This window comes from Nocardia farcinica (assembly GCF_029867845.1).
GTDB lineage: Bacteria > Actinomycetota > Actinomycetes > Mycobacteriales > Mycobacteriaceae > Nocardia > Nocardia farcinica_A.
This window is the reverse complement of the sequence record NZ_JARWRU010000906.1, coordinates 1-13,846: the sequence shown is the minus strand read 5'-3', so window position 1 is coordinate 13,846 and position 13,846 is coordinate 1. Positions and strand designations below refer to the sequence as shown.

Annotated in this window: 12 protein-coding genes; 7 read left to right on the top strand and 5 right to left on the bottom strand. The window is 70.7% G+C overall.

Features of this window, described 5'->3' with window-relative positions; all coding sequences use genetic code 11:
- Positions 1–117 precede the first annotated feature (117 nt).
- Genes QH283_RS19995 through QH283_RS19985 form a run of 3 tightly spaced genes read right to left on the bottom strand, consistent with a single transcriptional unit; the run spans position 118 to position 3,663 of the window.
- The gene (locus QH283_RS19995) at positions 118–864 is read right to left on the bottom strand and encodes a succinate dehydrogenase/fumarate reductase iron-sulfur subunit (RefSeq protein WP_280504513.1); all 747 of its coding nucleotides are present in this window, start codon (positions 862–864) and stop codon (positions 118–120) included.
- 3 nt (positions 865–867) lie between these two features.
- The gene (locus tag QH283_RS19990; RefSeq protein ID WP_280504512.1) at positions 868–2,805 is read right to left on the bottom strand and encodes a fumarate reductase/succinate dehydrogenase flavoprotein subunit; all 1,938 of its coding nucleotides are present in this window, start codon (positions 2,803–2,805) and stop codon (positions 868–870) included.
- A gap of 30 nt (positions 2,806–2,835) precedes the next feature.
- On the bottom strand, positions 2,836–3,663 hold the full coding sequence (locus tag QH283_RS19985; RefSeq protein ID WP_280504511.1) for a hypothetical protein: 828 nt from the start codon (positions 3,661–3,663) through the stop codon (positions 2,836–2,838).
- Positions 3,664–4,005: 342 nt separating this feature from the next.
- Here QH283_RS19985 and QH283_RS19975 point away from each other — a divergent pair, with 342 nt between their 5' ends.
- Entirely contained in the window at positions 4,006–5,673 is a 1,668-nt protein-coding gene (locus QH283_RS19975; RefSeq protein ID WP_432420755.1) for a hypothetical protein, read from the top strand.
- Between the two features lie 71 nt (positions 5,674–5,744).
- Here QH283_RS19975 and QH283_RS19970 read toward each other — a convergent pair whose 3' ends face one another.
- Together QH283_RS19970 and QH283_RS19965 are read right to left on the bottom strand one after the other, a co-directional pair.
- On the bottom strand, positions 5,745–6,035 hold the full coding sequence (locus QH283_RS19970) for a hypothetical protein (RefSeq protein WP_280504510.1): 291 nt from the start codon (positions 6,033–6,035) through the stop codon (positions 5,745–5,747).
- Between the two features lie 264 nt (positions 6,036–6,299).
- Positions 6,300–7,424, bottom strand: coding sequence for an alpha/beta fold hydrolase (locus QH283_RS19965; RefSeq protein WP_280504509.1), 1,125 nt, complete (start codon positions 7,422–7,424; stop codon positions 6,300–6,302).
- A 457-nt stretch (positions 7,425–7,881) separates the two neighbouring features.
- Between QH283_RS19965 and QH283_RS19960 the strand changes: the two genes are divergently transcribed.
- From QH283_RS19960 to QH283_RS19935, 6 genes are all read left to right on the top strand, one after another.
- A complete protein-coding gene (locus tag QH283_RS19960; RefSeq protein WP_280504508.1) occupies positions 7,882–8,946 on the top strand; it encodes an aldo/keto reductase in 1,065 nt (354 codons plus the stop codon).
- A 16-nt stretch (positions 8,947–8,962) separates the two neighbouring features.
- Positions 8,963–10,276: an NtaA/DmoA family FMN-dependent monooxygenase gene (locus QH283_RS19955; RefSeq protein ID WP_280504507.1), complete on the top strand. Its 1,314-nt coding sequence runs from the start codon at positions 8,963–8,965 to the stop codon at positions 10,274–10,276.
- A gap of 25 nt (positions 10,277–10,301) precedes the next feature.
- A complete protein-coding gene (locus QH283_RS19950) occupies positions 10,302–11,015 on the top strand; it encodes an NAD(P)H-binding protein (protein ID WP_280504506.1) in 714 nt (237 codons plus the stop codon).
- A complete protein-coding gene (locus tag QH283_RS19945) occupies positions 11,012–12,073 on the top strand; it encodes a DUF7405 family protein (RefSeq protein ID WP_280504505.1) in 1,062 nt (353 codons plus the stop codon). Before QH283_RS19950 ends, QH283_RS19945 begins: the two co-directional genes overlap by 4 nt.
- Positions 12,074–12,076: 3 nt before the next feature.
- A complete protein-coding gene (locus tag QH283_RS19940; RefSeq protein WP_280504504.1) occupies positions 12,077–12,760 on the top strand; it encodes a hypothetical protein in 684 nt (227 codons plus the stop codon).
- A gap of 97 nt (positions 12,761–12,857) precedes the next feature.
- Positions 12,858–13,835, top strand: coding sequence for an ABC transporter substrate-binding protein (locus QH283_RS19935; protein WP_280504503.1), 978 nt, complete (start codon positions 12,858–12,860; stop codon positions 13,833–13,835).
- Positions 13,836–13,846: the final 11 nt, after the last annotated feature.

The following is a 13,846-nucleotide window of genomic DNA, read 5'->3' as shown; positions in this document are numbered from 1 at the left end:
CGCGCGGGGGGGGTGGGGGGGGGGGGGGGGGGGCGGGGCGCCCCGCGGCCCCCCCCCCCCCCGCCGCGCGGGGGGGGGGCGCCGGCCCCCCCCCGCGGCTCGGCACGTGGCAGCTGCTCAGCGTCGGAAGAGCTTGTTGCCCAACCAGACCAGCGGATCGTACTTGCGGTCGACCACCCGCTCCTTGAGCGGGATCAGCGCGTTGTCGGTGATCTTGATGCCCTCCGGGCAGACCTCGGTGCAGCATTTGGTGATATTGCAGTAACCGAGGCCGTGTTCTTCCTGGGCCATTTCGCGGCGATCGGCCACATCGAGCGGATGCATTTCCAGTTCCGCGATGCGCATCAGGAATCGCGGGCCCGCGAAGGCCTCCTTGTTCTCCTCGTGATCGCGCACCACATGGCAGGTGTTCTGGCACAGGAAGCACTCGATGCATTTGCGGAATTCCTGCGACCGCTCCACATCCACCTGCCGCATCCGGTACTCCCCGGGCGCCAGACCCGCCGGCGGAGTGAACGAGGGGATCTCGCGCGCCTTCTGGTAGTTGAACGACACGTCGGTGACCAGGTCACGGATGATCGGGAAGGTGCGCATCGGCGTGACCGTCACCAGCTCGTCGCGGGCGAAGGTCGACATCCTGGTCATACACAGCAGCCTCGGCCTGCCGTTGATCTCCGCGGAGCAGGATCCGCACTTGCCCGCCTTGCAGTTCCAGCGCACCGCGAGGTCGGGCGCCTGGGTGGCCTGCAGGCGGTGGATGATGTCGAGCACCACCTCGCCCTCGTTGACCTCGACGGTGAAGTCCTCCAGCGCCCCGCCCGCGGCGTCACCGCGCCACACGCGGAACCGCGCGTCGTACCCCATGAGTCAGCCCTGCCCTTCCGAATCGGCTCCCGCGGGATGACCGGCGAGTTCCGCCCGGTCGTAGTACTTCTCGAGTTCGGTGAGGTCGAACAACGCCAGCAGGTCCTCCCGCATGGGGATCTGCTCCTTCGGCGTCACCCGCACCGGCGGGGCCACCGGGTCGGCCGCCGCGCCCTGCTCCACCGAGCAGACCAGCAGCTTGTTGCGCCAGGCCGGGTCCATGCCGGGATGGTCGTCGCGGGTGTGCCCGCCGCGGCTCTCGGTGCGCAGCAATGCCGCTCGCGCCACACATTCGCTGACCAACAGCATGTTGCGCAGGTCCAGCGCCAGGTGCCAGCCGGGGTTGAACTGCCGGTGGCCCTCGACGGTGACCGAGCCGAAGCGCGCGCGCAGCTCGGCCAGCCGCTCCAGCGCCTGCGCCAGCTCGTGCTCCTTGCGGATGATGCCGACCAGATCGTTCATCACCTGCTGCAGATCGGTGTGCAGGGTGTAGGGGTTCTCGCCGCGGCCGTCGGCGGGCGGGTCGAAGGGGGCGAGGGCCGTCCTGGCCGCTTCGTCGAGCGCCTGCTCCGGCACGGAGGGACGACGGTCGAGTCCGAGCACGTAGTCGGCCGCGCCGACCCCGGCCCGCCTGCCGAAGACCAGCAGGTCCGACAGCGAGTTGCCGCCGAGCCGGTTGGAGCCGTGCATGCCGCCGGAGCACTCCCCCGCGGCGAACAGGCCAGGCACCGTCGCGGCCCCGGTGTCCGGGTCGACCTCGATGCCGCCCATCACGTAGTGGCAGGTCGGCCCGACCTCCATCGGCTCGGCGGTGATGTCCACATCGGCCAGTTCCTTGAACTGGTGATACATCGACGGCAGTCTGCGCTTGATCTCCTCGGCGGGCAGCCGGGAGGCGATGTCCAGATAGACCCCGCCGTGCTCGGTGCCTCGGCCCGCCTTGACCTCCTCGTTGATGGCGCGGGCCACCTCGTCGCGCGGCAGCAGGTCGGGGGTGCGGCGCGCGGAGTCGTTGTCCTTCAACCACTGGTCGGCCTCGGCCTCGGATTCGGCGTACTGGCCCTTGAACACCGGCGGGATGTAGTCGAACATGAACCGCTTGCCGTCGGAGTTCTTCAGCACGCCGCCGTCGCCGCGCACGCCTTCGGTCACCAGGATGCCCTTGACGCTGGGCGGCCAGACCATGCCGGTGGGATGGAACTGCAGGAACTCCATGTTGATCAGCGTCGCCCCGGCCCGCAGCGCCAGCGCGTGCCCGTCGCCGGTGTACTCCCACGAGTTGGAGGTGACCTTGTAGGACTTGCCGATGCCGCCGGTGGCCAGCACCACCGCGGGCGCCTCGAACAGCACGAACTTGCCCGACTCGCGCCAGTAGCCGAAGGCGCCGCAGATGCGGCCGGCGTCGGTGAGCAGTTCGGTGACTGTGCACTCGGCGAAGACCTTGATGCGCGCCTCGTAGTCGCCGGTCTCGGCGTGGTCCTCTTGTTGCAGCGCGACGATCTTCTGCTGCATGGTGCGGATGATCTCCAGGCCGGTGCGGTCACCGACGTGCGCGAGCCGGGGGTAGGTGTGGCCGCCGAAATTGCGCTGGCTGATCCGGCCGTCGGCGGTGCGATCGAACAGCGCGCCATAGGATTCCAGCTCCCAGACCCGGTCCGGCGCCTCCTTGGCGTGCAGCTCGGCCATGCGCCAGTTGTTGAGGAACTTGCCCCCGCGCATGGTGTCCTTGAAATGGGTCTGCCAGTTGTCCTTTTCGTTGGCATTGCCCATCGAGGCCGCGCAGCCGCCCTCGGCCATCACGGTGTGCGCCTTGCCGAACAGCGATTTGCACACCACCGCCACCCGCAGGCCGCGTTCGCGCGCTTCGATCACCGCCCGCAGTCCGGCGCCGCCCGCACCGATGACCACCACGTCGTAGGCGTGTCGTTCCACTTCTGGCATGACTGGGAGTACTCCTGAAGCCGGTGCGGGTCAGTTGACGAACCGCAGGTCCGAGATCGTGTCGCTGGCGACCAGCAGCACGTAGAGGTCGGTGAGCACGAGGGTGCCGAGGGTGATCCAGGCCAGTTCCATGTGCCTGGTGTTGAGCTTGGAGACGAAGGTCCAGAACTTGTAGCGGATCGGGTGCGCGGAGAAGTGCTTGAGCCTGCCGCCGGTGACGTGCCTGCACGAATGGCACGACAGGGTGTAGGCCCACAGCAGCGTGACGTTGCCGATCAGCACGAAATTGCCGAGGCCGAGCCCGAATCCGCCGTCGGCGCCGTGGAATGCCGACAACGCGTCGTAGGTGTTGATCAACGAGACGATCAGCGCCACATAGAAGAAGTAGCGGTGCACGTTCTGCACGATCAGCGGCAGCCTGGTCTCGCCGGTGTAGCGCCCGTGCGGCTCGGCCACCGCGCAGGCGGGCGGGGAGAACCAGACCGAGCGGTAGTAGGCCTTGCGGTAGTAGTAGCAGGTCAGGCGGAAGCCGAGCAGGAACGGCAGCACCACGAATCCCAGCGGGATCCACATCGGCAGTTCCGGGAACGGGGTGCCGAAATGGCTCGACCCCGGCACGCACGAATCGCTCAGGCAGGGTGAGTAGAACGGCGTGAGGTAGTGGTACTCCGGCACCCAATATGCCGTGCGGACAAAGGATCTGATCGTCGCGTAGACGACGAAGGTGCCGAGGCCGAGCACCGTGAGCAGCGGTGGCACCCACCAACGGTCGGTGCGCAGCGTGCGCTCGGCGATTCTGGCCCTGGTCCTGCTGAAAACACCCGTCCCTTCGCGGACGGCGGTCGGTGCGGCACTCACGAGACGCCTCGCTGTTTCGCTCGGCGGGCGGGGATCGACGCCGTCGCGGTCGTTGCGGGCCGCGTGCCGGTGGTCGATACCGTCCGCGCTCTGAATGTGATGCACAGCACCTTACGTCAGGTGGTCTACCGCCCGTGGGCGGTCTCGGCGAGTTCGACCGCCTCCGGTTCCTATGATTTGCGCCACACAATCGTGGTCTGGCTCACGTGGCCGAGATGGCTTCCCAGATGTCACGTCTTCGCAACATCGGCGTGTTCCCCTTTCCCTAGCGATACCTGCTGACCTGCGTGGGGCCAGTGTCAGCACACTCCGGGACACCTGCCGGGTAAGGAGATACCGACCATGAGAAGAGCCGCGATAGTTGCGCCGGTTCGGACCCCGAGCGGGGTCGACGGCGGGGCACTGTCCAGGATGCCGGCGCAATGGCTGGCCTCCACCGTGCTATCGGCGGTCATCGAGCGTTCCGGCATCGATCCGTGGCGGATCGAGGATGTCGCGATGGCCTGTTCGCGCGCGGGCATGAACGCGGGCCCCGATCTGAGCAAGCTGGCCGCCAGGGAGGCCGGATTGCCGTTCGCCGTACCGGGTTTCGTCACCGACCGGCACAGCGGCAGTGGACTCCAGGCGGTCATCACCGCGGCCATGATGGTGCAGACCGGCGCGGCCGACGTGGTGGTCGCGGGCGGCGTCGAAGCGGGCGGCGACGGGCCGGGGAGTCCCGGCGCGGTGGGCAGGCCGGCGGCGGGCTACGGACCGCGCGGCGGCGGGCAGGGCTTCGGCCCCGGCGGATCGGCGGCGGGCGGTTACGGGCCGCCGGTCATCCGGTCGGTCCCGACGATCATGCCGCCGCGGCCGGGCGGCAGCGCGCGCAGCGACTACGGCGTGAACGACTACGCGCCCGCGGGTTACGGGCCGAACAGCTACCGAGCGCCCGCCGCCGGACCGCAGCGTCCGCTGCCGCCGAACGGCTACGCCACGACCGGGCAGATGCCGAATCCCCTGGCGCAGAACGGATACGGCCCGGGCGGTTCCGGCGGTTACGGCCAACCCGGCCACAGTCGTCCAGGCTACGGTCAGGGCGGCTACGGTCAGGGCGGGTACGGCCCGGTCGGCGCGCGTCACGGCGGTGGTATCGCGGCGGCCGCTCGCTCCTGGTCGTCCTCGTCCATCGATCTGGCCAATGCCGAGGCGGTGGCCAGGCACTACGGCATCACCAGGGCCGAGGCCGACGAGTTCGCCGCGGCCAGTCACCGCAAGGCGGCCAGAGCGTGGCGGCAGGGCTGTTTCGGGGCCGAGGTGGTCAGCGTGCGCGCCGACCGGCCCGAATACGGCATCGCCGCCGACGACACCGGCGGGCACCGCATCCTGCGTGACGAGGGCGTGGACGGCGAGCTGAGTTCGCACACCCTGGCCGCGCTGCGCCCGCTGCTGTCCGACGGCGTGGTCACCGCGGGCAACATGAGCACCCACCGGCACGGTGCCTCGGCCTGCCTCGTCGTCGCCGAGGACAAGCTGGAGGAGCTCGGGCTGGAGCCGATGGCCTATCTGGTCGGCTGGGCGGCGGCGGGCAGCGACACCGACACGCCGTCACTCGGCGCGGCTCCGGCGGTGTCGAAACTGCTCGGCCGCACCGGATTCGTGCTCGACGACCTCGATCTCATCGAGGTCAACGAGGGATTCGCGGTGGAGGTGCTGGCGCTGGCGCGGGAGTGGGATCTGGACCCCCACGACCGGCTGAACGTCAACGGCTCCTCCATCGCGCTCGGTCATCCGGTGGGCGCGACCGGCCTGCGCATCATGACCACCATGCTGCACGAGCTGGCGCGCACCGGCGGGCAGTACGCGCTGGAGGCCATCTCGCTCGGCCACGACCACGGGATCGCGGCGCTGTTCGAGTCGGCGGTGGCGCCGCCGCCCGTGCAGGCGCCCGCGGGGGCGCGCTTCCACGGCGCGGCGCCGAACAAGCGGGCGGGCAAGCACCGTGCCGCCAAGCGGACACAGCGCCCATGACCTGCCCGGCGGCGACCGGTCTGTTCCGGCCGGTCGTGCGCCTCAGGCCGGTGCGCCTCAGGTGGTGCGCCTCAGGTGGTGCGCGGGCGTGAGTGGAAGCCCAGACCCTCGTCCTGGGCGCCCATCCAGGCCGCCTCGTCGGACTTGCTGTCGGGCACGTAAATGGTGTCCTGCGAGCGCCGGCGCTCCACCTCCGGCGGTGGCGACTGCTCGAACTCGTCGGCGTCGATGGTGAGCCGCTCGAGGTCGTTCTCCAGCCGGCGCACCGGGTTCGCGTCGCCGTAGTGGGTGCGCAGTGCGCCGATGGATTGCCGGAGCTGGTTGACCGCGTAGCGCAGTTCCGCGATATCGCTGCGTGTCATCGTTTCCTCCTGAGTTCCTGGCGGACGTGCGGACCCGGAGCGGGGTGCCGACTCGCGGGTTACCCGCAGGCCATACCTCACCGGATCATGTGACCCACCACACAACGTGATCTATGACACAGTACCTGAACGGCGGCTCGGAGTCCCGGGAATTTCGCACCCGTACCAATTGCCGCGAAGTTGCCAATGATCGACGGCGATGTGCGACACGGGCAGACTCCGCCCCGCTGCGGCGTGTTCGGAATTGCTGCCCTGTCGCCCGCGTCAGCCCGCGATGGCGAATCCGCCTGCCCCGGCGACACCGGTGACTCCATCGCCCGCGACCGGGACGCCGGTGCGCGCGATCAGCCGAGTGAGCGCGTCGGCCACCTCCTCGGTGCGCTCACCGATCACGCTGTGCCCGGCCCCCTGCACCCGCACCAGCTCGCAGTCGGCCAGCTGGGAGGCCAGCACCACCGAGTGCGCGAAGGGCACCACCACATCGGCCGAACCGGCCAGCACCAGCGTCGGCACCGCGCCGAGCCGATGCAGCCCCTCCACCTCGTCGAAGTGGATGAGCGAGGTGAGGAAGCCCGCCATGGTGTCAAGCGGAGTCTCGTTGAGCACCGTGGTCGCCACCGCCAGCAGGTAGGGGCTGATGGTGTGCGCGCCCGAGTCGGCCCCGCGCGCCAACGGCTCGAACAGCCTGCTCGACAGCCGCTTGGATGCCAGCACCGCCCTGGGCGCCCGCCGGATCACCGCCTGCAGCGAGGTCACCGCGTAGCGGTGCAACAGCCTGGCCAGGCCGATGTCGGTCAGGCCGGTGGCCGCGCCCGCGATCAGGCCCACGCCCGCCACCCTGGTGCCGATCGCCTCGGCGAACAGCCGCGAGTAGGCCAGCAGCACCATGGCCCCCATCGAGTGCCCGACCAGCACCACGGGCCCGGTGGGCGCCACCGCGCGCAGCACCGCGTCGAGATCGCGAGCCAGCTGGTCGATGGTGTACGTGGCCGGGTGGCCCGCGCCCGACTCGCCGTGCCCGCGGTGGTCGTAACAGACCAGCCGCACCTCGCGGTCGTAGCGCGTCCGCAGCCGCGCGCACAGCCGCGTCCACGAGTCGGTGCGCAGGCAGTGGCCGTGGGTGAACACCAGCGTCAGCGCCGCCTCGTCCGGGCCGGACACGCGCACGGCGAGATCGACGCCGTCGTCGGTGCGCACGGTGACGGGCGTGCTGTCCGGGGCGGGCGGCTCGATCCGGGGCGGGGCGGCGGGCGCGGGACGAGCGGGCGCGGGACGAGCGGGCGCAAGGGAGGCGGGCGCGGGGCGAGCGGGCGCAGGGGAGGTGGGCGCAGGGGAGGCGGGCGCGGCGGCGGCATGCTCACCGGCGGTGCCGAGACGTGGAACGAACATGCTTTTCTCCCAGTGGCCTGAGCCCACGGGGTGGGGCGGTGTGCCGGGATGTCGATATCCATAGCCACGCCGTTAGCCCCCGTAACCGGCTGTTACGCACCTGATGCGCAACCGCTCCCGCTCTGCCGCCGGGTGCGCCGATTCCGGCCTTCCTCGCGATATCTACGCGAGTATTGTGTTGTTACTAGAAATAGGAAGAAAGACTTGTGCGGGTGCGAGTCGTCTGGTCGACGGGTTTCTATCGAAATCTAGTTTCGGTCATAGATTTTCATATATTGCCGATACGTAGCACGCGCCACGCACCGGAGATCAACCCGCCCTCGCGGTCGTGAGCGGGGCGAATGCCCAATTTCTCTACCCGATTGTCGAAGCGGAACTTCGTTGTTCGGGTCGTGACCCGATCACAGACTGAATCGCAGCGCATCCGCGCGAGTCAGTCGAAGGATCGGATACAGCAGTGAGTTACCGCACGCTCGGCCGTACGGGAGTGAAGATCAGCCCGCTCACCCTCGGCGCGATGAACTTCGGTTCGCGCGCCGTCGACGACACCGACGAGGCGGTGCGGATCATCCACCGCGCCCTCGACGCGGGCATCAACATCATCGACACCGCCGACTCCTACTCGCAGGGCGAGAGCGAGATCATCGTCGGCAAGGCCGTCAAGGGCCGCCGCGACGAGGTGATCATCGCGACCAAGTTCCACAGCCAGTGGTCCGACGGGATCAACACCAGGGGCAGCTCGCGGCGCTGGATCCAGCAGGCCGTGGAGAACTCGCTGCGCCGCCTGAACGTCGACCACATCGACATCTACCAGCAGCACAAGCCCGACCCCGAGGTCGACATCGCCGAAACCGTCGGCGCGCTCGACGATCTCGTGCGCCAGGGCAAGATCCGCTACTACGGCACCACGACCAACGAGCCGCACCTGCTGGTGGAGGCGCAGTGGGCCGCCGCCCGCGACGGCCGCAGCAGGCCCGCCACCGAGCAGACCCCCTACTCGATCCTGGCCAGGGGCGCCGAACGGGCCACCCTGCCGGTCGCCGGACGCTACGGCCTCGGCGTGCTCACCTGGAGCCCGCTGGCGGGCGGATGGCTGTCCGGGCGTCACGTCCCGGGCAGCGAGGCTCCGCCCTCGGCCCGCGCGGCGCGCCAGCCCGCCCGGCACGACCCCGACCTGCCGATCAACCGCGTCAAGCGCGAGAAGGCGATCCGGCTCGGCGAGCTGGCGGCGGAGGCGGGTCTGACCCTGCCGCAGCTGGCGGTGGCGTTCGTGCTCGAGCACCCGGAGGTGGACAGCGTCATCATCGGACCGCGCACCTACGAGCACCTGGAGCCCCTGCTCGACGTCCCCGGCATCACCCTCGACGAAGCGGTGCTCGACGCCATCGACGAGATCGTGCCGCCCGGGGTGACTCTCAATCGCGCCGACGAGGGATGGCTGCCGTCCTGGCTGGACCGCGACCCGGCGCCGCGCCGCCGCGGCCGCACCGGCAGACCCGCCCTGCTGCCCGCGCACGCCTGAGCGGAAGGGGCGTGACGTGCCCGAGCAACCGCCGCTGCACCTGGGCGTCAACTGCCCCGGGCACGGCTCGTATCGCAACGCCTGGCGCCGGGACGGCATCGACCCGCTCGGCACCGCCGAACCGGACTTCTACGCCCGCGTGGCCCGCACCGCCGAGCGCGGACTGTTCGACGCGGTCTTCACCGCCGACGTGCCCGCCCTCACTCCGACCTGGGAGAGCGAGCCGCAACGCGCCACCCTCGACCCGATCCTCGCCCTGACCGTCGCGGCCGAGGCCACCGAGCGGGTCGGCGTGGTGGCGACGGTGTCCTCCTCCTGGCATCACCCCTTCAACCTGGCGCGCTCGATCGCCAGCCTGGACCGCATCTCGCACGGCCGGGCCGGCTGGAACGTCGTCACCAGCTACAACCCGCTGGTCTCGCCCAACTACGGTCTGGCGCGGCTGCCACCCAAGCAGGAGCGCTATGCCAGGGCCGAGGAGTTCCTCGACGTGGTGCAGGCGCTGTGGCGGACCTGGGCGCCGGACGCCATCGTCGCCGACAAGGCCACCGGCCACTACGCGCACAAGGACAGGGTGCGCCCGATCGCGCACCGCGGCCGGTTCTTCGAGGTGACCGGCGGCGGCCTGGTGCCGCCCTCGGAGCAGGGTCTGCCGGTGGTCTTCCAGGCCGGTGGCTCCCCGGAGGGCCTCGACCTGGCGGCCAGGCACGCCGACGCCACCTTCGTCGCCGCCGCCACGCCAAGCGCCGCCCGCGAGTACCGCCACCTGCTCGACACCGCCTCGGCGAAACACCGCGCGCCCGGCCGCAAACCGGTGCTCGCGTTGCCGGGCCTGGTGGTGTGCCTCGGCTCCACCGACGAGGAGGCGCGGCGCAGGCGCGAGGAGCTGGCCGACCCGGAGTCGGAGGCGTCGAGCCTGGCCATGCTGGCCCAGCGCCTCGGCATCCCCGCCGAGGAGATCGACCTGGACGCCCCGCTGCCGCTGGACGCAGGCCACTTCGAGACGCAGCGCCACGCCACCTCCGAGGGCTTCCTGCGCTCGCTGGCCGGCCTCGCCGACACCGGCCGCCCGGTGCGCGAGATCGTCCGCGACGGTTTCGGCCACCTCACCGTCACCGGCGGACCGAAGACCGTCGCAGACACCATCGAATCCTGGTTCGCCACCGGCGATGTCGACGGATTCAACCTCATGTTCGACGTCATCGACGAGAGCTTCGCCCCCTTCGTCGACGAGGTGGTCCCGATCCTGCAGGAGCGTGGGCTCTTCCGCCGCGCATACGCCGGGACCACGCTGCGCGAGCATCTCGGGCTTCCCGTTCCCATCTGGTGAGCACACCGATCACAGGAGAAAACCCATGTCCCACATCGTCGAATTCAGTCCGGTCCTCGGCGTCGACGCAGGCGCCGCCCACCACGTGAACGGCATCTGGAACGCCCGCGAGCAGACCGAGCGGCGCGCCCGCGAGCGCGGTCACGGCTACGAGCGTCCCGCCGACGGCCCGGTGCCGGTCGCGGACGCGCACGCCGCGCTCGGCCGCGCGGACGCGCTGATCCTCGCCCCCACCATCGCCACCGTCTCTGGCATGTGGCAGCCGGTCGACGGCGAGGCCGCAGGTCGCGCGCTCGGCCACCTGTTGCTCGACCGCCTCGACGCCGAACGCCCCGGCGTGCACATCGTGCTGATCTCCCACTTCCTGGTCGGCCACGGCGTGACCCACCGCAACGCCAAGCCCAACACCTGGGCGCTGCACGCGCTGGAGGCGCACCTGCGGGCGGGCCGCAATCCGTACACCATCCTGCGGCCCACCTGGCTGTCCACCGTCCACGACCCGGCCTACCGGACCAGGCTCACCGGTGACAAGCACGCCGACGGACTGGTCAGCACCGAGAGCATCGCCACCGCCGTGCTCACCGCGATCGAGCATCCCGGCGCAGCCGCCGGCCGCACCGCCGCGCTGTTCGACCTGAGCATCCCCGGCGGGGACGAGGGGCCCGACCTGGTGTCGCGCTTCGCCGAACTGAGTCCCGACCGCGAGGCCGTGCTGACCGCCGAGGCGGTGGCCGGATGAGCCTGCCCGCCGGACAACACGAATGGGAGGCGACGTTCGGCCGCGACGAGCTCGACCGCCCGATCCCGCCCCGCCACCAGGCGCTCGTCTTCGCCGAACTGGCGAGCTCCCCCGGCGCGGAGGGAGCCCGCCACCTGGAACAGGCCATCACCGAACTGGAGGGCCGCTACGCCTACGGCCCGGACGGCCTGCTGTCCACCCTCGGCTGGGGCAAACGCTGGTTCGACCGCCACACCGAGCACGTCGGCCTGATCAACCCGCCCGCGCGCATGTCGCGCTGGGAGGACCCGGTGCTCGACGACCCGGACCTGGTGGTGCACCTGGCCTCGGATCATCCCGACATCCTCGACGCCGCGCTGGACGCGCTGTTCGGCACCGGCCCCGGAGCGCAGGGGGAGTACCTGAAGGTCCAGCAGGTGCGCCGCGGTTTCGTCGGCGCCGGGCTGCCCGCCGAGGCGTTGCCCGAACTCGGCATTCCGGCGAACGCCCCGCTGCTGTTCGGTTTCCACTCCATCCACCGCGGCAATCAGGCCACCGAGCGGTCGATCACCATCGAGTCGGGCCCGCTGGCCGGCGGCACCACCGGGCACGTGAGCCGCATCGTGCTCGACGTGGCGCGCTGGCACGCCAGGAGCCGCGACGAGCAGGCCGCGCTGCTGTACGCGCCGACGGTTACCGCCCGCGAGGCCGAGCGGTTCTCCGACGACGCGCCGAGCGACTACGAGTCCTACGAGCGCACCGTCCGCGAACACGGCATCGTCGGGCACGCCCAGGCCGCGGCCAGGGCAAGGGTCGACAACGTGCCGGTGATCAACCGGCGCGACTTCGCCACCCTCGACGACGGCAAGCCGGGCACGCACTTCGTGTCCCTGCAGCGAGAACTGCGCGATTTCAACAACACCCGCGCGATCATGAACGCCGCCGACGGCACCGACTACCACCGTGCGGTGGGTGCGCGCAGGCGCAACGGGATCAACGCGTTCTTCGACGTCACCCATCGCGCGACGGTCGGCATCCCACCCCGCGCGTCGCGGGCCTATCCCTTCCTCAGGAGCTGAGCCATGGTTGCTCCCGGCACCACGATCCTCGACGACGACACCGTCACCACGGTGCGTGAGATCCTCGACGATCCCGCGCTCCCGGTGGACACCGCCGCCACCGGCCCCGGTGGCGTGCGCGCCGCCGCGCTGCGCGAGGCCGTCGACCATCTGGTGAGCGTGCGCGCGCTGGCCGGGGCGGGGCGGGACCGGCACACCGGCGCCCGCCTGCGCGCCGAACTGACCGCCCTCGACGCCGAGCTGGCGGCCGCCCTGACCGCGCACATCGGCCTGACCGGCGTGTTCGCCGCGCTGCCCGCGAGCAGGGCGCGCAATGCCGTGCTCGGCGACATCGGCCGCGGCGCGGTGCTCACCGTGGCCACCGAGGTGCGTTCGGCGCACTGGCGCGACGGACGGGCCCCGGATCGCGCCGGGACGCTGGCGGCGCTGGACGCCGAATTCGTGGTCGAGGACTTCCCGGGCCTGTACGACCACATCGTCGTCCCGCTGCCCGCGACCGCCGCGCCGCCGGAACCCGGTGCGCTGCTGATACTTCCGACCCACCGCGACCGCGTCGGCTGGCAACCGCTCGACCCGGCCGCGGCGGGCGCGGGCGCTCGCTGGCTGGTCCGCCTGAAGCGCGTCACCGTCCACCTCGACGAGCTCGTCCCGTTCCGGGGCGAACTGTCCGCCGCGCTCACGGCCTGAGCCCCGCCCCCTCCGCCCCCGGCAAACCCTCCACCCCGAAAACCTTCCATCCCGACAACGTTCCACCCCGAACAATCCACCCGAGGAGTACTCGACCATGACCGTCTTCACCCGTTTCCGGCGCTTCGCCGGGGCGCTCGCCGTCGTCGCGCTGTCGGTGAGCGCGGCCGCCTGTTCGGGCGGCGCGGCGGGGCCGGGCGAGGTGGGCGAGCCGCGGCGCGGCGGCGATGTGATCTTCCTGGAGAGTGGCCCGTTCACCAGCTTCGCCCAGCAGGACCTGCGCCTGTGGCAGAACTCCTCGGTCTCGGTGAACCTGTTCGACCTGCTGCTGTTCCTCGACCCGGCGACCGGAAAGCTGGAGCCGTGGCTGGCCACGGCCTGGGAGCACAACGCCGACCACACCGAGTTCCTGCTCACCCTGCGCGAGGACGTCACCTTCAGCGACGGCAGCCCGCTCACCCCGGCGGTCGTGGTCGCCAACCTCGACCGCTTCGGCTTCGGCGACACCGGCCGCGGCTACACGCCCTCGCGCCCGCAGTTCGTCAACTACGAGCGCGCCGAACCGGTCGGCGCGAACCAGGTGCGCATCCACCTGAAGCAGACCGACACCGGCTTACTCAACGGCCTGAGCGACCTGCGGCATTCCATCGTCGCGCAGCGCACCCTCGACCTGCCCTACGAGCAGGCCGCCGACATCCGCAACGCTGTCGGCAGCGGTCCGTTCGTGGTGGATTCGGTGCGGGCCGACACCGAGATCCGGCTGGTGCGCCGCACCGGCTACAACTGGCCGCCCGCCGCCGCGGACCACACCGGCGAGGCCTACCTGGACTCGATCACCTACATCGTCTCCGGTGAGGCGTCCTCGCGCACCGGCCTGCTGCTGTCCGGCCAGGCGCACCTGGCGCGTGATGTGCAGATCACCGACGAGAAGCAGTTGCAGGACCGGGGTTTCCACTACTACGGCGCGCGGCCGTTCGGCGCGATCAGGGGGATTTGGTTCACCCCGCCCGCCGCCGCACGGAACGCCGAGTTGGGGTGGCGAACGGGGATCCAGAACGGCACCGACAACGACTAATAAAGAACCCG